This is a genomic window from Erwinia sp. INIA01 (assembly GCF_025947915.1).
In the GTDB taxonomy this organism is placed as follows: Bacteria; Pseudomonadota; Gammaproteobacteria; order Enterobacterales; family Enterobacteriaceae; genus Erwinia; species Erwinia coffeiphila.
Genome location: NZ_JAPDNC010000019.1, coordinates 1 through 20,265, shown reverse-complemented (window position 1 = coordinate 20,265; position 20,265 = coordinate 1). Strand labels below are relative to the sequence as shown.

General features: G+C 53.9%; 17 protein-coding genes and 1 tRNA gene. 6 read left to right on the top strand and 12 right to left on the bottom strand.

Annotated features, from left to right (window positions below; genetic code table 11):
• Positions 1-180 precede the first annotated feature (180 nt).
• Together rho and trxA are read right to left on the bottom strand one after the other, a co-directional pair.
• Positions 181-1,440, bottom strand: coding sequence for a transcription termination factor Rho (gene rho, locus OMR58_RS23815; RefSeq protein ID WP_105595131.1), 1,260 nt, complete (start codon positions 1,438-1,440; stop codon positions 181-183).
• 360 nt (positions 1,441-1,800) lie between these two features.
• On the bottom strand, positions 1,801-2,130 hold the full coding sequence (gene trxA / locus OMR58_RS23810; protein ID WP_105595130.1) for a thioredoxin TrxA: 330 nt from the start codon (positions 2,128-2,130) through the stop codon (positions 1,801-1,803).
• A gap of 130 nt (positions 2,131-2,260) precedes the next feature.
• On the opposite strand from trxA, the gene rhlB reads away from it, so the two are divergent.
• Positions 2,261-3,553: an ATP-dependent RNA helicase RhlB gene (gene rhlB / locus OMR58_RS23805; protein ID WP_200562701.1), complete on the top strand. Its 1,293-nt coding sequence runs from the start codon at positions 2,261-2,263 to the stop codon at positions 3,551-3,553.
• Positions 3,554-3,560: 7 nt separating this feature from the next.
• Entirely contained in the window at positions 3,561-5,045 is a 1,485-nt protein-coding gene (gppA, locus tag OMR58_RS23800) for a guanosine-5'-triphosphate,3'-diphosphate diphosphatase (RefSeq protein ID WP_200562699.1), read from the top strand.
• A gap of 8 nt (positions 5,046-5,053) precedes the next feature.
• Here gppA and rep read toward each other — a convergent pair whose 3' ends face one another.
• Positions 5,054-7,072 carry a DNA helicase Rep gene (gene rep, locus OMR58_RS23795; protein WP_105595127.1) on the bottom strand — a complete coding sequence of 673 codons (2,019 nt, stop codon included), beginning with the start codon at positions 7,070-7,072 and terminating at the stop codon, positions 5,054-5,056.
• Positions 7,073-7,357: 285 nt separating this feature from the next.
• On the opposite strand from rep, the gene ppiC reads away from it, so the two are divergent.
• The gene (gene ppiC / locus OMR58_RS23790) at positions 7,358-7,639 is read left to right on the top strand and encodes a peptidylprolyl isomerase PpiC (protein ID WP_105595124.1); all 282 of its coding nucleotides are present in this window, start codon (positions 7,358-7,360) and stop codon (positions 7,637-7,639) included.
• Between the two features lie 60 nt (positions 7,640-7,699).
• On the opposite strand, the gene ilvC is transcribed toward ppiC, so the two are convergent.
• A complete protein-coding gene (gene ilvC, locus OMR58_RS23785) occupies positions 7,700-9,178 on the bottom strand; it encodes a ketol-acid reductoisomerase (protein ID WP_200547526.1) in 1,479 nt (492 codons plus the stop codon).
• 161 nt (positions 9,179-9,339) lie between these two features.
• Between ilvC and ilvY the strand changes: the two genes are divergently transcribed.
• Entirely contained in the window at positions 9,340-10,221 is an 882-nt protein-coding gene (gene ilvY / locus OMR58_RS23780; protein WP_264547151.1) for an HTH-type transcriptional activator IlvY, read from the top strand.
• Here the strand turns inward: ilvY and ilvA are convergent.
• The 6 genes from ilvA to ilvL all read right to left on the bottom strand — a co-directional run bounded on the left by ilvA (position 10,218) and on the right by ilvL (position 16,766).
• Positions 10,218-11,762 (bottom strand): threonine ammonia-lyase, biosynthetic, encoded by a 1,545-nt coding sequence (gene ilvA / locus OMR58_RS23775; RefSeq protein WP_264547150.1) that lies wholly within the window; start codon positions 11,760-11,762, stop codon positions 10,218-10,220. The two genes, ilvY and ilvA, sit on opposite strands and share 4 nt — an antisense overlap.
• A 4-nt stretch (positions 11,763-11,766) precedes the next feature.
• Positions 11,767-13,617 carry a dihydroxy-acid dehydratase gene (ilvD, locus tag OMR58_RS23770; protein WP_105595120.1) on the bottom strand — a complete coding sequence of 617 codons (1,851 nt, stop codon included), beginning with the start codon at positions 13,615-13,617 and terminating at the stop codon, positions 11,767-11,769.
• 65 nt (positions 13,618-13,682) lie between these two features.
• On the bottom strand, positions 13,683-14,609 hold the full coding sequence (locus tag OMR58_RS23765) for a branched-chain amino acid transaminase (protein ID WP_105595119.1): 927 nt from the start codon (positions 14,607-14,609) through the stop codon (positions 13,683-13,685).
• 18 nt (positions 14,610-14,627) lie between these two features.
• Positions 14,628-14,885 (bottom strand): acetolactate synthase 2 small subunit, encoded by a 258-nt coding sequence (ilvM, locus tag OMR58_RS23760; protein ID WP_200547523.1) that lies wholly within the window; start codon positions 14,883-14,885, stop codon positions 14,628-14,630.
• A complete protein-coding gene (ilvG, locus tag OMR58_RS23755; RefSeq protein ID WP_264547149.1) occupies positions 14,882-16,528 on the bottom strand; it encodes an acetolactate synthase 2 catalytic subunit in 1,647 nt (548 codons plus the stop codon). Before ilvG ends, ilvM begins: the two co-directional genes overlap by 4 nt.
• Positions 16,529-16,667: 139 nt before the next feature.
• Positions 16,668-16,766 carry an ilv operon leader peptide gene (ilvL, locus tag OMR58_RS23750; RefSeq protein WP_105595116.1) on the bottom strand — a complete coding sequence of 33 codons (99 nt, stop codon included), beginning with the start codon at positions 16,764-16,766 and terminating at the stop codon, positions 16,668-16,670.
• A 336-nt stretch (positions 16,767-17,102) separates the two neighbouring features.
• Here ilvL and OMR58_RS23745 point away from each other — a divergent pair, with 336 nt between their 5' ends.
• Complete coding sequence (locus tag OMR58_RS23745; RefSeq protein WP_200562688.1) at positions 17,103-18,623, top strand: YifB family Mg chelatase-like AAA ATPase; 1,521 nt, start codon at positions 17,103-17,105, stop codon at positions 18,621-18,623.
• A gap of 33 nt (positions 18,624-18,656) precedes the next feature.
• On the opposite strand, the gene OMR58_RS23740 is transcribed toward OMR58_RS23745, so the two are convergent.
• Entirely contained in the window at positions 18,657-18,995 is a 339-nt protein-coding gene (locus tag OMR58_RS23740; protein WP_105595114.1) for a DUF413 domain-containing protein, read from the bottom strand.
• Between the two features lie 121 nt (positions 18,996-19,116).
• On the opposite strand from OMR58_RS23740, the gene hdfR reads away from it, so the two are divergent.
• Positions 19,117-19,938: an HTH-type transcriptional regulator HdfR gene (gene hdfR / locus OMR58_RS23735; protein ID WP_200562686.1), complete on the top strand. Its 822-nt coding sequence runs from the start codon at positions 19,117-19,119 to the stop codon at positions 19,936-19,938.
• Positions 19,939-20,106: 168 nt separating this feature from the next.
• Here hdfR and OMR58_RS23730 read toward each other — a convergent pair.
• Positions 20,107-20,182, bottom strand: a tRNA-Trp gene (locus OMR58_RS23730).
• Positions 20,183-20,265 lie beyond the last annotated feature (83 nt).

Sequence of the window (20,265 nt, the reverse complement as noted above, 5' to 3'; positions counted from 1 at the left end):
CGTTTAATTGCAGTCCTGAACCATACACCAGGTTTAGTTCTCCCTTAACCGGCTAGCGTATAGGTCAAAAACAAAAAACGCCACGACTAAGCGTGGCGTTACCCGAGTTTGTTTTTTGGCGAGGACAACGAAAACGGCAGCGCTTCAGCAGCGCACCGCTTTCAGAGCATCATCAAACCATTACGAACGTTTCATCATGTCGAAAAATTCGTCGTTGGTTTTGGTCATCGCCAGTTTGTTAATGAGGAATTCCATCGCGTCGATTTCACCCATTGGATGAATGATTTTGCGCAGGATCCACATTTTCTGCAGCTCTTCGGATGTGGTAAGCAGCTCTTCTTTACGCGTACCTGAACGATTATAGTCGATAGCAGGGAATACGCGCTTCTCAGCGATTTTACGCGCGAGATGCAGCTCCATGTTGCCGGTACCTTTGAATTCTTCGTAGATAACTTCATCCATTTTAGAACCGGTATCGACCAGCGCCGTAGCGATGATAGTCAGGCTTCCGCCCTCTTCAACGTTACGCGCAGCACCGAAGAAACGCTTTGGACGATGCAGGGCGTTCGCATCCACACCACCGGTCAATACCTTACCAGAGGCAGGAACAACGGTGTTGTAGGCACGCGCCAGACGGGTGATGGAGTCCAGCAGGATGATGACATCCTTTTTATGCTCAACCAGGCGCTTAGCCTTCTCGATCACCATTTCAGCAACCTGCACGTGGCGTGATGCCGGCTCGTCAAAGGTAGAAGCGATCACTTCACCTTTAACCAGACGCTGCATCTCGGTCACTTCTTCCGGACGCTCGTCAATCAGCAGCACCATCAGCACACAGTCAGGATGGTTGTAAGCGATGCTCTGCGCGATATTCTGCAGCAGCATGGTTTTACCGGCTTTCGGCGGTGCTACGATCAGGCCACGTTGGCCACGGCCAATCGGCGATGCCAGATCCAGCACGCGTGCGGTAAGGTCTTCGGTAGACCCGTTACCACGCTCCATACGCAGGCGAGAATTCGCATGCAGCGGAGTTAAGTTTTCAAACAGGATTTTGCTACGCGCATTTTCCGGTTTGTCGTAGTTAACTTCGTTAACTTTCAGCAGCGCAAAGTAACGCTCACCTTCTTTTGGTGGACGGATCTTCCCAGAGATTGTGTCACCAGTGCGGAGGTTGAAGCGGCGGATTTGGCTGGGGGAAACGTAGATGTCATCGGGGCCTGCGAGGTAGGAACTGTCTCCGGAACGGAGGAAACCAAATCCATCCTGGAGTATCTCGAGTACGCCATCGCCGAAGATATCTTCGCCACTTTTAGCATGCTGCTTGAGGATGGCGAAAATAATATCCTGTTTGCGCATACGCGCCAGGTTTTCCAGCCCCATGTTTTCGCCGAGAGTGATCAGGTCAGAAACCGGCGTATTTTTTAATTCGGTAAGATTCATAATGGTGGGTTCTTAAACTCGGGGTAAATCTTGAACTGTTTGTCGTGAATAGTATGGCAAAAGGTCCATGCCTGTTAAATGGCACTCTGTTCTAAAGTCCGCTCGATGATCACGTACAGGAAAACGCAGATCCGAAACGAGGAGACGGTGTAGAAAGACGCCGGAATTCAGTTGATGCTAACCGTCAGATTGTCGAATGTCTGTAAGATTTAGACGAATACAGTATTCAACAAGGGATAATTCTAAAGATTCAAACTACAGGTAAGTTCGTCGTGCAGCGGATTTAACTTAGCACGCTTAATGCGGGGCGTCTAGCGGTCTGAGAAAAATTACAAACCGCCAGGCGCCGGCAAAGCATGATTAGCCCAGGTTCGCGTTCAGGAACTCTTTAAGCTGACCTTTAGACAGTGCACCAACTTTAGTCGCGATGACTTCGCCACCTTTAAACAGCAGCAGTGTTGGGATACCGCGAATGCCGTACTTAGGCGCTGTAGCCGGATGCTCATCAATGTTGAGCTTGGCAATCGTCAGCTTGCCTTCATACTCTTCGGCAACTTCATTCAGGATTGGGGCAATCATCTTGCAAGGGCCACACCATTCTGCCCAGAAGTCTACCAGCGTTAAACCATCAGCTTTCAGGACATCAGTTTCGAAGCTATCATCGGACAGGTGAACAATTTTAGCGCTCATGTTTACTCCAGGGGGATTATCTTGATCTTGATGATGTAGCATTAAGCAGCATCAGATTAACAATTTCACTGCTTTTATTTCAACGGATATGCTTTCGTAAAGCAATACTTAGCTGATATTCTACCACACTATGAGCAAAACACACTTAACCGAAAAGAAGTTTTCCGACTTCGCCCTGCATCCTCAGGTCATTGAAGCTCTTGATAATAAAGGGTTTCATAATTGCACGCCTATTCAGGCGCTGGCATTACCTTTTACGCTCTCCGGGCGTGATGTAGCAGGTCAGGCGCAAACCGGTACGGGCAAAACGATGGCGTTTTTAACGTCAACGTTTCATCATCTTCTTTCTCACCCTGCACCGGAAGGCCGCCAGATTAACCAACCGCGCGCGCTGATCCTGGCTCCGACGCGTGAACTGGCCGTTCAGATCCACGCGGATGCGGAACCACTGGCGCAGGTTACCGGGCTAAAACTCGGCCTTGCCTACGGTGGCGATGGTTATGATAAGCAGCTGAAAGTGCTGGAAAGCGGTGTTGATATTCTGATTGGCACCACGGGCCGTTTAATCGATTATGCGAAACAAAATCACGTTAATTTAGGTGCTATACAGGTCGTCGTCCTCGACGAAGCCGATCGTATGTTCGATCTCGGCTTTATCAAAGATATCCGCTGGCTGTTCCGCCGCATGCCTGCCGCGAACCAGCGCCTGAATATGTTGTTCTCCGCCACGCTGTCGTTCCGTGTGCGCGAGCTGGCCTTCGAAAACATGAACAACGCCGAGTACGTTGAGGTCGAGCCAGAGCAGAAAACCGGGCACCGCATTAAAGAAGAGCTGTTCTACCCTTCCAACGAAGAAAAAATGCGTTTGCTGCAAACGCTGCTGGAAGAAGAGTGGCCTGACCGGGCGATTATTTTCGCCAATACCAAGCACCGCTGCGAAGATATTTGGGGCCATCTGGCTGCCGATGGTCATCGCGTAGGCCTGCTGACCGGTGATGTGGCTCAGAAAAAACGCCTGCGTATTCTGGACGATTTCACCAAAGGTGACGTGGATATCCTGGTTGCGACTGACGTAGCCGCCCGTGGTTTACACATTCCTGCGGTAACGCACGTGTTTAACTACGATCTGCCTGACGATCGCGAAGATTACGTTCACCGCATCGGACGTACCGGCCGCGCTGGCGCAAATGGGCACTCAATCAGCCTGGCCTGTGAAGAGTACGCGCTGAATTTGCCAGCGATTGAAGAATATATTGGTCACAGCATTCCGGTCAGCCGCTACAACAGCGATGCGCTGATGAGTGAACTGCCGCCGCCAAAACGCTTAACCCGCAACCGCACAGGCAACAACCTGCGTCGTGGGGGAAATAACAATCGCCGTGGTAGCGCACCGCGAAACCCTAACCGCAAACGCTCAGGTTAACGTCTCTATGCTCAGCGCGTCATCACTCTATGCTGCAATCGATCTGGGATCGAACAGTTTTCATATGTTGGTGGTGCGCGAGGTGGCTGGCAGTATCCAGACCATCGCCCGCATCAAGCGTAAAGTGCGTCTTGCTGCAGGTCTTGATGGCAGCAGCCAGCTTTCTGAAGAAGCGATGGAGCGTGGCTGGCAGTGTCTGCGGCTGTTTTCAGAACAGCTGCAGGATATTCCCCCGGAGCAGATCCGCGTCGTGGCCACTGCCACACTGCGTATCGCCGTCAACGCCGACAGTTTCCTGGTTAAGGCCCAGCAAATTCTCAATTGCCCGATTAATGTGATCAGCGGTGAAGAAGAAGCGCGGCTGATCTATCAGGGCGTCGCTCATACTACCGGCGGGTCCGATAAACGCCTGGTGGTGGATATTGGCGGCGGCAGTACGGAACTGGTCACCGGTAAAGGTTCGCAAACGACCTCACTGTTCAGTCTGTCGATGGGTTGCGTCACCTGGCTGGAGCGTTATTTTACCGACCGCCATCTGGGAAAAGAGAATTTCGCCCAGGCCGAAGAGGCCGCGCGTGAAATGATCCGCCCGGTGGCAAGCGTTTTGCGTGAGCAGGGCTGGCAGGTTTGTGTCGGTGCTTCCGGCACCGTGCAGGCGCTACAGGAAATTATGATGGCGCAGGGAATGGATGAACGCATTACCCTGAACAAACTGCAGCAGCTTAAACAGCGCGCTATTCAGTGCGGAAAGTTGGAAGAGCTGGAAATTGAAGGCCTGACGCTGGAGCGCGCTCTGGTGTTCCCGAGCGGGCTGTCGATACTGATTGCCATTTTCACCGAACTGAATATCAGCAGCATGACCCTGGCAGGTGGCGCACTGCGCGAGGGCCTGGTGTACGGCATGCTGCATCTTCCGGTCGATCGTGATATCCGTAAACGCACGCTGCACAATATTCAGCGCCGCTTCGCTATCGATGTTGAGCAGGCCGATCGCGTGCGCCAGCTGGCGGAAAGCTTCACCCGTCAGGTGAGCAACAGCTGGAAGCTGGACGATCTGAGCCGCGACCTGTTGGAAAGCGCCTGCCTGATCCATGAAATCGGCCTGAGCGTCGATTTCCGCCAGGCTCCGCAGCATTCCGCTTATCTGGTACGTCATCTGGACCTGCCGGGCTTTACGCCTGCGCAGAAAAAACTGCTGGCCACTCTGCTGCAAAACCAGGTCAACGGTATCGATCTGGCACTGTTAAGTCAGCAGAATGCCGTACCGCCGCGCGTGGCGGAGCGCCTGTGCCGTCTGCTACGCCTGGCAATTATCTTCTCCAGCCGCCGTCGCGATAACACGCTGCCAGCCGTTCGTTTACAGGCCGATGATGATACGCTGAGCCTCACGCTACCCGCAGGCTGGCTGCAGGCGCATCCGCTACGCGCCGAACTGCTGGAACAGGAAGTCCACTGGCAGAGCTATGTACACTGGCACCTGACCGTCGTCTGACGGTCGTATTATTTCTTCGCTTTATCCAGCATCGCGCGCAGACCGGCTACCCGACTTTGGCCGGTTTGCATCCGCTCTTCCGCACTCACCACCTTGCGCTCTCGCTCCCACTGCAGATCATCCTGCGGCAGTTCCAGTAAGAAGCGGCTGGGTTCCGGGCGAATCAGCTCACCGTACTGACGGCGTTCGCGACACAGACTGAAGGTCAGCTCTTTTTGCGCACGGGTGATGCCGACATAGGCCAGGCGACGTTCTTCCTCAACGTTGTTTTCATCAATACTGCTCTGATGGGGTAACAGTCCCTCTTCCATGCCCACCAGATACACATAAGGGAACTCAAGACCCTTTGAGGCATGCAGCGTCATCAGCTGCACCTGGTCGGCCTCTTCATCGCTCTCACCGCGCTCCATCATATCGCGCAGGGTGAAGCGCGTAACCACCTGGGTCAGCGTCATCGGTTCATCGATATCGCTGCCTTCGAGCATTTCCGTCATCCACTGGAACAGCGTATTGACGTTCTTCATGCGCATTTCAGCGGCTTTCGGGCTGGCGGAGGTTTCAAACAGCCAGCTCTCATAATCAATACCGTGGATCAGATCGCGTACGGCGGCAACTGGTTCCCGCTCCGCCAGCCTGGCGATCTCCTGCAGCCAGTGGGTGAAACGCTGGAGTGACTCCAGACCGCGGCCGGTCAGCGTCTGGCCCAGCCCCATATCAAAGCTGGCGGTAAACAGGCTCTTATTACGCTGCATCGCCCATTCACCCAGCTTTTGCAGTGTGGCAGATCCAATTTCGCGCCGCGGCGTATTAACGATGCGCATAAAGGCGCTGTCGTCATCGGCATTGGTCAGCACCCGCAGATAGGCCAGCAGATCTTTGATTTCCGGACGCGAGAAGAATGAAGTACCGCCGGAGATCCGGTAGGGAATGCGGTTCTGCATCAGCATTTTTTCAAAGACCCGCGACTGGTGGTTGCCGCGATAGAGAATGGCGTAGTCTTTATACTGCGTCTTATTAATAAAGTGGTGTGCTATCAGCTCGCCCGCCACCCGCTCGGCTTCGTGCTCTTCATGGTTAGCCATCACCACCTTCAGCTCCGCTCCGTAACCCAGCTCGGAGAAAAGGCGTTTTTCAAACACGTGCGGATTATTAGCGATCAGGATGTTCGCCGCTTTCAGAATACGTTCCGAAGAACGGTAGTTCTGCTCCAGCTTGATCACCTGCAACGCCGGGAAATCCTCTTTCAGCAGCACCAGGTTCTGCGGCCTCGCCCCGCGCCATGAGTAGATAGACTGGTCATCGTCCCCGACTACGGTAAAGCGCGCACGGCTGCCTACCAGCAGTTTAACCAGCTCGTACTGGCTGGTGTTGGTATCCTGATATTCATCCACCAGCAGGTAGCGAATGCGTTGCTGCCAGCGCTCGCGGACTTCCTGGTTGCGCTGGAACAGCAGCGTGGGCAGCAGGATCAGATCGTCGAAATCCAACACGTTGCAGGATTTCAGGTGTTTATCATACAGCGCGTAGCAGTGGGCAAAGAGCTTGTCGCGCTCGGACTGAGCGCCTGCGGCGGCACGTGGTGGGTCCAGCAGATCGTTTTTCCAGTTTGAGATCGTCGAGGTCAGTAGCTGGAGCAGATTTTTATCGTTCTCCAACCACTCCTCGGTCAGATCTTTCAACAGCGCCAGCTGGTCCTGATCGTCAAACAGCGAAAAGTTAGATTTCATCCCCAGCGCGGCATATTCACGTTTGATGATCTCCAGCCCGAGGGTGTGGAAGGTTGAGATCATCAGTCCGCGCGCTTCTTTGCGGCCCAGCGTCTGCGCCACGCGCTCTTTCATCTCACGCGAGGCTTTATTGGTGAAGGTCACAGCAGCAATGTGCCGGGCCTGATAGCCGCATTCGCGGATCAGATGCGCAATTTTATTGGTAATCACGCGCGTTTTACCCGATCCGGCTCCAGCCAGCACCAGACAGGGTCCGGTAACAAATTCAACGGCGTGTTGCTGACCAGGATTAAGACGCATAGCTTGATTATTCCACTAATAAAACAGGCAGGAAGTATAACCAAAGAAAGCCTGCCTGTAGAGCAGTGGAGCCGTTCAAAACCGGGAAGAAAAGTGAAGGGTAGATAAATCAATTCTGTGCATGCCATCGCCTGAAAACATGTCCTGAACAAGATCATGAAATCATCATTCAGCCACCTGGTGGAGATAGCAACAAATGCGCCTGTCGCGCCGGGAAGAGTGAGCAGGTATAGTAAGCGCCATCCGGCCTGCGGGCCTGACTGACTAAATATTCTGGAGAGCAACATGGCGAAAATGGCAGCAGCACTGCACATTCTGGTTAAAGAAGAGAAACTGGCACTGGATCTGCTGGAACAGCTGAAACAGGGTGGTGATTTCGAAAAGCTGGCGAAGAAACACTCTACCTGCCCTTCAGGGAAAAAAGGCGGACATCTGGGTGAGTTCAAACAGGGTGCGATGGTACCGGCGTTCGATAAAGTGGTGTTCTCTTGCCCGCTGATCGAGCCGCAGGGCCCGCTGCATACGCAGTTCGGCTACCACATCATTAAGGTATTGTACCGCAAATAAAAAAATGGCACCCGAGGGTGCCATTTTTCACTCTGGCGGAGGGTCACTCCGCTGAGAATATTAGCCTGCTACTGCGATACGTTTCATATCGGTCATATAGCCACGCAGAGTGCGGCCAACAGACTCGATTGGGTGCTGACGAATCGCTTCGTTAACGTCACGCAGCTGCGCGTTATCAACGGTAGTCGAAGTGCTTGCCGCTTTACCCAGATCGCCCGCCTGCAGCGTAGTCATGAACTCTTTCAGCAGCGGTACTGCCGCGTAAGAGAACAGGTAGTTACCGTATTCTGCGGTATCAGAGATAACCACGTTCATTTCATACAGACGCTTACGTGCAATGGTGTTCGCAATCAGCGGCAGCTCGTGCAGTGATTCGTAGTAAGCAGATTCTTCGATGATGCCCGCATCCAGCATGGTTTCAAACGCCAGCTCAACGCCTGCTTTAACCATGGCAACCATTACTACGCCTTCGTCGAAGTAGGTCTGTTCGGCAATTTTACCTTCGAACTGTGCAGCAGTTTCGAATGCGGTTTTACCGGTCTCTTCACGCCAGCCCAGCAGGTTTTTGTCGTCGTTAGCCCAGTCAGCCATCATACCGGAAGAGAATTCGCCGGAGATGATGTCATCCATGTGCTTCTGGAACAGCGGAGCCATGATGGTTTTCAGCTGCTCGGACAGCGCATAGGCACGCAGTTTAGCCGGGTTAGACAGGCGATCCATCATCAGCGTGATACCGCCCTGCTTCAGCGCTTCGGTGATGGTTTCCCAGCCGAACTGAATCAGTTTTTCTGCGTAGGCAGCATCAGTACCTTCCGCCACCAGCTTGTCGAAGCACAGCAGAGAACCAGCCTGCAGCATACCGCACAGGATAGTCTGCTCGCCCATCAGGTCAGATTTCACTTCCGCAACGAAAGAGGATTCCAGCACGCCCGCACGGTGACCGCCGGTAGCCGCTGCCCAGGCTTTAGCAATCGCCATGCCTTCGCCTTTCGGATCGTTTTCCGGGTGAACCGCGATCAGCGTTGGCACACCGAAACCACGTTTGTATTCTTCACGAACTTCAGTACCCGGGCACTTAGGCGCCACCATCACTACGGTGATGTCTTTACGGATCTGCTCACCCACTTCAACGATGTTGAAACCGTGAGAGTAGCCCAGCGCAGCGCCGTCTTTCATCAGCGGCTGTACTGCCTGAACAACAGAAGAGTGCTGCTTGTCCGGAGTCAGGTTAACCACCAGGTCAGCCTGTGGGATCAGATCTTCGTAAGTGCCTACCTGGAAACCGTTCTCGGTCGCTTTACGCCATGAAGCACGTTTCTCAGCGATCGCTTCTGCACGCAGAGCGTAAGAGATATTCAGGCCAGAATCGCGCATGTTCAGGCCCTGGTTCAGACCCTGAGCACCACAGCCAACGATGACGACTTTTTTACCTTTCAGGTAGCTTGCTTCATCAGCAAATTCTTCGCGCGCCATGAAGCGGCATTTACCTAATTGCGCTAACTGGTTGCGCAGGTTCAAAGTGTTGAAATAGTTAGACATGGGCACTCCTGAAGTTGTGTTCGCGTATTATTTGTTGTCCGGGCTGTCGATTTCTCCGCCCTGAATAGACCCTATCATATGACAGGAAATCTATTGCTGAAATTGATATATTAACAACGTGACATTGCATGTTCTGCAACGTAAAAACGAGGCTCAATTCCATGGATTTGCGCGACCTGAAATTATTCCTTCATCTGGCGGAGAGCCGCCATTTCGGGCGCAGTGCGCGCGCCATGCACGTCAGCCCCTCCACGCTATCCCGCCAGATCCAGCGGCTGGAGGAAGACCTGGGCCAGGCGCTATTCCTGCGTGATAACCGCACCGTCACCCTGACCGATGCCGGTGAACGCCTGCGGCAGTTTGCTCAGCAGACGCTGTTGCAGTATCAGCAGATGCGTCACGCCATCGGGCAGAACGGCCCATCACTAAGCGGTGAGCTGCGTCTGTTCTGTTCTGTTACCGCCGCCTACAGTCATCTGCCGCCGATCCTCGACCGCTTTCGCGCGGAGCATCCGCTGGTTGAAATCAAGCTGACCACCGGGGATGCCGCCGATGCGGTAGAGAAAGTGCAGTCAAATGAAGTCGATATTGCTATTGCCGGACGCCCGGAGACGCTGCCTGCCAGCATTGGCTTTATGCCGCTGGGGCTGATCCCGCTGGTGCTGATTGCGCCCGCACTGCCCTGCCCGGTACGTAACCAGGCAACTCAGGCAGAGCCGGACTGGTCACAGATCCCGTTTATCCTGCCCGCGCAGGGGCCATCGCGCCGCCGCATCGATCTGTGGTTTCGCCATCGTCATATTGCGAATCCGATGATTTACGCCACGGTATCCGGTCATGAGGCGATTGTTTCTATGGTGGCGCTGGGCTGCGGTATTGCGCTGCTGCCGGATGTGGTGCTGGAGAACAGCCCGGAACCGATTCGTAACCGAATTCTGGAACTGGAAGACGTAGAGATGGTTGCGCCGTTCGAACTGGGCGTTTGCGTACAAAAAAAGCGGCTCAATGAGCCGCTTATTGATGCGTTCTGGAATCTGCTTTAACCGGCGAGGAAGAAGCGGAACGCCGGGTTATGGGTTTCATCGTGGAAATCATATCCCAGCGCCGCCAGGTGCTCTTCGAACTGCGGTTCGTTGTCACTCAGCTCAAACGCGGCCAGCACGCGACCGTAATCGGTACCGTGGCTGCGGTAGTGGAACAGAGAGATATTCCAGTGCGTTCCCAGCGTTTGCAGGAAACGCAGGAGCGCCCCCGGGGCTTCCGGGAATTCGAAACTGAACAGCCTTTCACGCAGCGGCTTAGATGGACGACCGCCGACCATGTAGCGCACGTGCAGTTTCGCCATCTCATCATCGGAAAGATCGACCACCTTGTAGCCACCCTCGGTGAGCAGCGCCAGGATCTCCTCACGCTCTTCAAGCCCGCGGGTCAGCCTCACACCGACAAAAATGCAGGCATCATCGGCGTTGGCATAGCGATAGTTGAATTCCGTGACGGAACGTCCGCCCAGCAGCTGGCAGAAACGCAGGAAGCTGCCCTGCTGTTCCGGGATGGTTACCGCCAGCAGCGCCTCACGCTGTTCACCCAGCTCGCAGCGCTCTGAAACGTAACGCAAACCGTGGAAATTGACGTTAGCACCGGAAAGCACATGCGCCAGGCGTTCACCTTTAATCTGGTGCTGCTGGATGTACTTTTTCATACCGGCCAGCGCCAGCGCACCGGACGGTTCCGCCACCGCGCGCACATCGTCAAACAGATCCTTCATCGCCGCGCAGATAGCATCGCTGTCTACGGTCACGATGTCGTCGATGTATTCCTGACACAGACGGAAGGTTTCGCTACCAATCCGTTTCACCGCCACGCCTTCGGCAAATAGCCCAACGCGAGGCAGATCGACCGGCTGACCGGCATCCAGCGCCGCCTTAAGGCAGGCCGAGTCGTTAGATTCAACCGCGATCACTTTAATCTGCGGCATCAGCTGCTTAATCAGCACCGCGACGCCCGCGGCCAAACCACCGCCGCCTACCGGCACAAATACGCGATCGAGATGCGCATCCTGCTGCAGCAGTTCCATCGCCAGCGTACCCTGACCGGCGATCACCATCGGATGATCGAACGGTGGAACAAAGGTATAACCCTGCTGTTCCGCCAGTTCGATCGCCTTGGCTTTCGCCTCATCGAAGTTGGCACCGAACAGGTAAGCCTCACCGCCAAATGCCCGCACCGCATCAACTTTGATATCCGCCGTGGCAACTGGCATCACGATCAGGGATTTAATACCCAGCTTGGTGGCAGACAGCGCCACACCCTGGGCATGATTCCCCGCTGAAGCGGTGACAACACCACGCGCCTTCTGCTCTTCGCTTAGCCCGGCAATCATCGCGTAGGCACCGCGCAGCTTAAAGCTGTGCACCGGCTGGCGATCTTCACGCTTAACCAGAATGGTATTGCCGAGGCGCGAGGAGATTTTCTCCATTTTCTGCAGCGGCGTTACCTGGGCGACTTCATAGACCGGCGCGCGAAGTACCGCACGCAGATACTCCGCACCACAGGGCTGTGCGGGTAGCGGTTGAGACTCAGCCATATCTTTAGCCTCCCAGCTTGCTCTTATCGCGGACCGCACCTTTGTCGGCGCTGGTTGCCAGAGTGGCATAGGCGCGCAGGGCAAAGGAAACCTGACGCTCACGGCCATGTGGCGTGTAAGCCGCATCACCGCGTGCCAGCTCTTTTTCACGGCGTGCATGGATTTCGTTGTCTGGCAGATCCAGATGGATGCGACGATTCGGAATATCCAGCTCGATCATGTCGCCATCTTCAATCAGCGCGATGGTTCCGCCGCTCGCCGCTTCTGGTGAGATGTGCCCCACAGAGAGACCGGAAGAGCCTCCTGAGAAACGGCCATCGGTAATCAGCGCACAGGCTTTGCCCAGCCCCATCGATTTCAGATAGGTGGTCGGATAGAGCATTTCCTGCATGCCAGGACCGCCTTTTGGCCCTTCGTAGCGGATAACAACGCAGTCGCCCGCCACCACTTTGCCGCCAAGGATCGCGTCTACCGCATCATCCTGGCTCTCGTAGACTTTTGCCGGGCCTTTGAAGGTCAGCAGCTCTGCGTCAACGCTGGCGGTTTTAACGATACAGCCATCTTCTGAGATGTTGCCGTACAGCACAGCCAGGCCGCCATCCTGAGAGAACGCGTGTTCGCGGGTACGAATACACCCTTCCTGACGGTCATCATCCAGCGTGTCCCAGCGGCAATCCTGTGAGAAAGCCTGAGTGGTACGAATACCGGCCGGACCGGCGCGGAACATCTTTTTCACCGCTTCGTCTTTGGTCAGCATGATGTCGTACTGATCTAGGGTTTCACGCATGGTCTGCTGCAAAATATTGCGCACGCTGGTGTCGATCAGCCCTGCGCGGTCCAGCTCCCCCAGAATGCCGATTACGCCACCCGCGCGGTGAACGTCTTCCATGTGATATTTCGGTGTACTTGGCGCCACTTTACACAGATGCGGAACTTTACGTGACAGGCGATCGATATCGGACATGTTGAATTCGATTTCGCCTTCCTGCGCGGCCGCCAGCAGGTGCAGAACGGTATTCGTTGAACCGCCCATGGCGATATCCAGCGTCATCGCGTTCTCGAACGCGGCTTTCGTCGCAATATTACGCGGCAGCATGTTGACGTCACCCTGCTCATAATAGCGTTTAGTCAGGCTAACAATGCGCTGGCCGGCAGTCAGGAACAGCTCTTTACGGTCAGCGTGTGTCGCCAGCAGCGAACCGTTGCCCGGCTGGGACAGCCCCAGCGCTTCGGTCAGGCAGTTCATCGAGTTGGCGGTGAACATACCGGAACAGGAACCACAGGTCGGACAGGCGGAACGCTCAATTTGCTCACTGTCGGCATCGCTGACGTTAGGGTTTGCGCCCTGAATCATTGCATCGACGAGGTCCAGCTTGATGATTTTATCTGACAGCTTGGTTTTACCGGCTTCCATCGGGCCGCCGGAAACGAAGATCACCGGAATATTCAGACGCAGCGACGCCATCAGCATTCCCGGGGTGATCTTGTCACAGTTGGAGATACAAACCATGGCGTCGGCACAGTGTGCGTTGACCATGTATTCGACCGAGTCAGCGATCAGCTCACGTGACGGCAGAGAATAAAGCATGCCGCCGTGACCCATGGCGATACCATCATCAACGGCGATGGTATTAAACTCTTTCGCCACGCCGCCTGACGCTTCGATCTGCTCAGCAACCAGTTTACCCAGATCGCGCAGGTGAACGTGACCCGGCACAAACTGCGTGAAGGAGTTTACAACCGCAATGATCGGCTTACCGAAGTCATCATCGGTCATTCCTGTGGCGCGCCACAGGGCACGTGCACCCGCCATATTGCGCCCGTGGGTGGTGGTGGCGGAACGGTACTTAGGCATGCTCTATTACTCCAAAAATCGATGATACGCGGGCGTCAAATGACGCCCGAGAAAATGTATAGTTCTTATGAGTTAACCGGATCCAGCCAACCCCATTTGTCTTCAGTTTCGCCAGTGAACAGACCAAAGAATGCAGACTGAATACGCTCGGTAACCGGGCCACGTTTGCCCGCACCGACCTGAATACCATCAACGCTGCGTACCGGAGTAATCTCAGCGGCAGTACCGGACATGAAGACTTCATCTGCCAGATACAGTGATTCACGAGACAGTACCTGCTCACGCACTTCAATACCCAGATCCTGCGCCAGTTTAATAATGGCATCACGAGTAATACCCGGCAGTGCGGAAGAGGTGAACGGCGGAGTAAACAGAATGCCGTCTTTCACTTCAAACAGGTTCTCACCGGCACCTTCAGAGATGTAGCCCTGAGTGTCCAGTGCGATACCTTCCTGATAGCCGTGGCGACGCGCTTCGCTGCCAACCAGCAGGGAAGACAGGTAGTTACCACCGGCTTTAGCGGCGGTTGGCAGGGTGTTTGGCGCTACGCGGTTCCATGAAGAAACCATCGCATCGATCCCCTGCTCCAGCGCTTCAGCACCCAGGTAAGCACCCCACGGGAACGCGGCGATGATCACATCCGTGCTGTAGCCGTCTGGCGGGTTCACGCCCAGGCCCACGTCGCCAACAAATACCAGCGGACGAATATATGCGCTTTTCAGGTTGTTCTTGCGCAGCGTTTCGCGGCACGCTTCCATCAGTTCATCAACGCTTTGGCTGACAGGGAAACGATAGATTTTTGCAGAATCACGCAGACGCTGCATGTGTTCACGATGGCGGAAGACCACTGGTCCTTTGTGCGAGTCATAGCAACGGACGCCTTCAAATACGGATGTGCCGTAGTGCAGTGCGTGGGACATAACGCTGACCTTCGCGTCTTCCCATTTAACCATCTCGCCATTGAACCAGATAAAGTCAGCTTTCTTCGTCATTCTAATTTCCTTGCCCGCTTAAGCGCGGATTTGTTGTGTTGTCTGTTGTTGAACCTGAACGCATGCAACGTCCATCAGTTTACTTAACTGCGTTGACAGTAAATCGACAGAGCGCTGGCTGGCAACGGTCAATTCAATATTAATATTGTCGGTATTCGCCTGCGAAGCCATATTCATCGTGCACACTTGAAAACCACGGTGGCGGATAACACGTAAAATACGTTCCAGAACTTCCGGACGAAAACGTGCTTCGATAGATAATTGATGCTGCATCATGAGGTTTTCTCCATCATATTTTCGTTGCTGGCACCGGGTGGCACCAGAGGCCAGACGTTCTCATGCTCGTCAATCGCGACGTGGAGCATGTATGGCCCTTCACTGTGCAGCAAAGCGTCTAATGCGGCGTCGACCTGATCTTTACGGGTAATACGCTGGCCGGGAATATTGAAAGCGCTGGCCAGTGTGAGAAAGTCCGGGTTATCTGAGAGATTGGTTTCGCTGTAACGCTCTTCGAAGAACAACTGCTGCCACTGGCGTACCATGCCTAAACGCTGGTTATCCAGCAGCACGATCTTCACCGGCAGCTGTTTGCGCTTGATGGTGCCCAGCTCCTGTACATTCATCATAAAGGAGCCATCACCGGAAACGCAGATCACGGTATCGTCGGGGCGAGCCACCTGAGCACCTACGGCAGCCGGCAGACCAAAGCCCATCGTGCCCAGCCCGCTTGAGGTGATGAAATTCTCCGGACGGGTAAAGCTCATATGCTGTGCCGCCCACATCTGGTGCTGTCCCACATCCGTAGTCACAACGCTGCTATCCGATTTGCGGTCCGACAGCTGCTTCAGGAACAGCGGAGCAAAAATCGCTTCGCCCGGATGATCGTAACGCCAGCCGTGATTGGCTTTCAGCGCTTTGATCTCTTCACGCCAGGCTGCGATCGCTACCGGATGATAAAGATCCGGCAGCAGCTTGTTCAGATCGCCCTGCAGGGCAACATGCGCGCGGCGCAGTTTGTTCAGTTCCGCCGGGTCGATATCCATATGGATAACGCTGGCATGCGGCGCGAAGGTGTCCAGCTTGCCGGTCACCCGGTCGTCAAAGCGAGCACCGACGGCAATCAGCAGATCGCACTGTTGAACGGCGAGGTTGGCAGCCTTGGTGCCGTGCATGCCCAGCATGCCCAGATAACACTCATCTTCCGCATCCGGCGTGCCCAGGCCTTTCAGGGTAGCCACGGTTGGAATGCCGGTTTCTTTGGCGAAAGCACGCAGCGCATGGACCGCATCGGCCATTCCCACGCCACCGCCAACATACAGAATCGGCTTCTGCGACTGTGCCAGCAGCTGGCGGGCCTGCTGCAGTTCAACGTGCGGGTGGTCCTGCTCCTCTTCCACAGGCAGCAGATGGGCTATCAGGTCGCCGCTGGCCAATTGGATATCTTTAGGAATATCAACCAGAACAGGGCCGGGACGACCCGATTTAGCAATGGCAAAGGCTTCAGCCATCACGCCCGGCAGTTCATCGAGCGATTCCACCAGGAAGCTATGCTTGGTACAAGCCAGCGAGAGGCCCAGAACGTCGATCTCCTGGAAGGCATCGGTGCCCATGACCGCAGAAGAGACCTGGCCGGTAATGGCAACAATAGGAACAGAATCCAGCATCGCATCAGCCAGACCCGTGATCAGATTGGTCGCGCCGGGGCCAGAAGTGGCGATACAGACGCCGACTTTTCCGGTAGCACGGGCAAAGCCGATAGCGGCCATGGCTGCACCCTGCTCGTGGCGGCACAGTAGGTGTTCGACACCGCCGTCATAGAGCGCGTCATAGACCGGCATAATTGCTCCACCAGGATAGCCGAATACTGTCTCGACTCCCTGTGCACGCAAAGCTTGAACCACCCACTGTGCACCATTCATAGTTATTCCCCCGCCTCTGGCTGGGAACAACAGCATTTTATGCTACTGTTCATCTTCTGTTCCTCACACGTTTTGTCTTGCTAAAAAAAAACCCCCGGACCTTTCGGTGCGGGGGTTCTTTCGAATTCAGGCTTGATTTTTAAGCCTTTCTTTCTCCGAGCGTAGCCCCGCACGGCGTGATAATAATCACGACGACGCTAATGACGACTAGGCTAATGACTCGTAGAAGGGCTTTCATTTGGATTCTGTAAATTCACTTGTTCGAATTAATGTCTATAGAGTTATCACAGTTACGCGTTTGCGTTCAACTTTTTTCATCATTTTATTTTATGACAGCGTACGCAAAAAAAGTAAAAAGTATTGTTATTCAGTGAATAAGAAGATGTTGATTTATTTTCAATACTCACCTGCCGTGATCGCTTTAATTCCACATAGTGGAATTTCGTCGCAGCTCGCAGCGTGGTGAAACGCGCTCCATCATCAAAAAATAACTGTCAGCCCATCTCACAGCGATCCCTTTTACTCATCGTCAGGATAGAAATTTGTATGCACAGTAACGCCAAAAGGAGGCTCCATGTCGTTATCTGTTGCTTACACTCGTGCTGCAATTGGCATTCAGGCCCCCCAGGTTTGCGTCGAAGTCCACCTCAGTAATGGGCTTCCCGCACTTTCCATGGTGGGGCTGCCTGAAACAGCCGTCAAAGAGGCTCGTGACCGGGTACGCAGCGCCATTATTAACTGCGGATTTTCTTTCCCGGCCAAACGCATCACCGTTAACCTCGCCCCGGCGGATTTGCCCAAAGAAGGGGGAAGATTCGATCTTCCTATCGCAGTTGCTATTCTCGCAGCCTCAGAACAGATTCCTGCGGAGAAACTCACTCAATATGAGTTCCTGGGCGAACTGGCGCTTACAGGCGCTCTGAGGGGCGTACAGGCGGTTATCCCGGCGGCGATGGCAGCTCATGATGCAGGGAGGCAGCTTATCCTCTCAGCGGATAATCTCGCGGAGGTTGGCCTGATAGAACACGGTGATAATTTGCTTGCTCGTGATTTGCTGGAAGTCTGCGCCTTTCTGCATGGCGAAGCCCAGCTGGAGCGCGCATGTGTAAAGCATGATGACCTGCCAACAGCGGAGGGTGACCTGCAGGAGGTGATCGGCCAACAGCAGGCCAAGCGCGCACTAGAGATCGCTGCTGCCGGCGGGCATAACCTGTTGCTAATCGGGCCCCCCGGTACCGGTAAGACGATGCTGGCAACACGCCTGAACGGCCTTATGCCGCCGCTAAACGATCGGGAAGCGCTGGAAAGTGCCTGCATAGCCAGCCTTGTCAGGAATGACACTGTGCATACTCACTGGCGTCAGCGGCCATTTCGCTCTCCCCACCATAGCGCCTCACTGTTTGCTCTGGTTGGCGGAGGAGCAATACCAAAGCCGGGCGAGATATCGCTGGCGCATAACGGGGTGCTTTTTCTTGATGAGCTACCTGAGTTTGAACGCCGTGCGTTGGACGCTCTGCGTGAACCGCTGGAGTCCGGCGAGATCGGGATATCTCGCGCCCGAGCTAAGGTGACCTATCCGGCCAGATTCCAGCTGATCGCCGCGATGAATCCCAGTCCTACTGGTCATTACAACGGTCCCCATAATCGCTGCTCTCCGCAGCAAACGCTGCGCTATTTAAGCCGATTATCCGGTCCCTTCCTTGACCGTTTTGATCTTTCACTGGAAGTACCGCTGCTACCGACGGGAACACTGAGCGCGCAAAGGCGTGGCAGTGAATCCAGCGATACCGTCAGAAAACGTGTTGTCGCTGCGCGTGAGCGTCAGCTCGCACGCGTGGGAAAAGTGAACGCGTTGATGAGTCATCATGAGATCAAAGACTTCTGCATGTTAAAAACGGAGGATGCCGAGTGGCTGGAACAGGTGTTGAATCAACTTGGGCTCTCGGTGAGGGCCTGGCAGCGAATTTTAAAAGTGGCACGGACGATTGCCGATTTGGCAAATGATAACGAGATTGATCGGGAACATCTGACTGAAGCGGTGAGCTATCGGGGAATGGATCGATTACTGATTAATCTACAGAAAAGTCTGGGATAGCAGGCATTAAAAAGGGGCCGAAGCCCCTTAATCTTAATCGTCGCTATCCGAATAGTCTTCAACACCTTCCATCTGCGGTTTACCGCCAGAAAGGGTATGAAAACGCTTAGGACGTTTAATTCGGGTCATGTACTTAGACCAGACTCTTTCTGCTTCAGTTTGCGGCTCACGTACACCGCGGCACACTTCGATAAACAGACGCTCTTCTTCCGTCGTCGGCTCACGCTTTGCCAGATCCAGCTCGTTAAAAGCATAACCATGGCGCTCAAGAAGTTGGGCTTCTTTGATGGTGAAATCACCGTGCCGGGAGAACCCGCGGGGATAGTGTTTGTTATCAAAAAAACGACTGGTTGTTGCGAAGCTTTCCGCCATTTTACACGCTCCTAACTCTTTTAAGGCCGAGCTATTTATGGCGCGGAGTATTAGATAGGCTTGACAGAGTGTAAAACAAAACATTTAAATCATAACGACAAATGTTTTTTAGGAGATCGCTGTGGATACGGAATTACTAAAAACCTTTCTTGAAGTGAGCAGAACTCGCCACTTCGGACGAGCTGCGGAAGCGCTCTATCTAACGCAGTCCGCCGTTAGTTTTCGCATTCGACAGCTTGAAAATCAGCTGGGTGTGAACCTTTTTACCCGGCACCGTAACAATATCAGGTTAACCTCAGCGGGTGAGCGTTTACTGCCATATGCTGAAAGCCTGATGAATACGTGGCAAATGGCTAAGAAAGAGGTTTCACATACTCAACAGCACCATGAGCTGTCGATAGGGGCCAGTGCTTCGCTCTGGGAAGCCTATCTAACCCCCTGGCTACAAACGCTGTATCAACAGCGCGAGAGTCTGCATCTTGAAGCACGAATCGCTCAGCGTCATCTGATGGTTAAGCAGCTTCATGAACGTCAACTCGACCTGTTGATTACCACTGAAGCACCCAAAATGGACGAGCTGACAAGCCATCAAATTGGCCATATTTCATTGGCGCTGTTCAGGTCGCGAAAATCGGAGAAAAAGGAGAAATATGATTATATTAAGCTGGAATGGGGGGCCGATTTTCATCAACATGAAAACTATCTTGCCGGTGCCGATGACATACCTGTACTGACGACAACCTCAGCACATTTAACGCGCCAGCTGTTGCATACAACAGGAGCCTGTGCATTTTTACCGGACTTCTGGGAGGCGGAGTACAGCGATCTTCTCTCAATTCAGGATACCGCAGTTGTCCTCAGACCCCTTTACGCAGTCTGGTTACAAAATAGCGATCAGCAAACACACATCCGTCAACTCATTAAATTACCGGTCAATATCTAACCAACTAATGTTGATAAAAGCGACAAAAGAGCCGTAGAACGGCTCTTTATAACTCGCACTTACAGCATAGCTTTAAGTGCGGTTACATATCTTTTATCATTATGAGCTTTGTTTCTTGAATTTTAGGCAAAAAAAAACCTTTGCCTAAGCAAAGGTTTTTTCTTTATCTGGCAGGGGCGGAGAGACTCGAACTCCCAACACCCGGTTTTGGAGACCGGTGCTCTACCAATTGAACTACGCCCCTAAAAGGGTGGCGGAACGGACGGGGCTCGAACCCGCGACCCCCTGCGTGACAGGCAGGTATTCTAACCAACTGAACTACCGCTC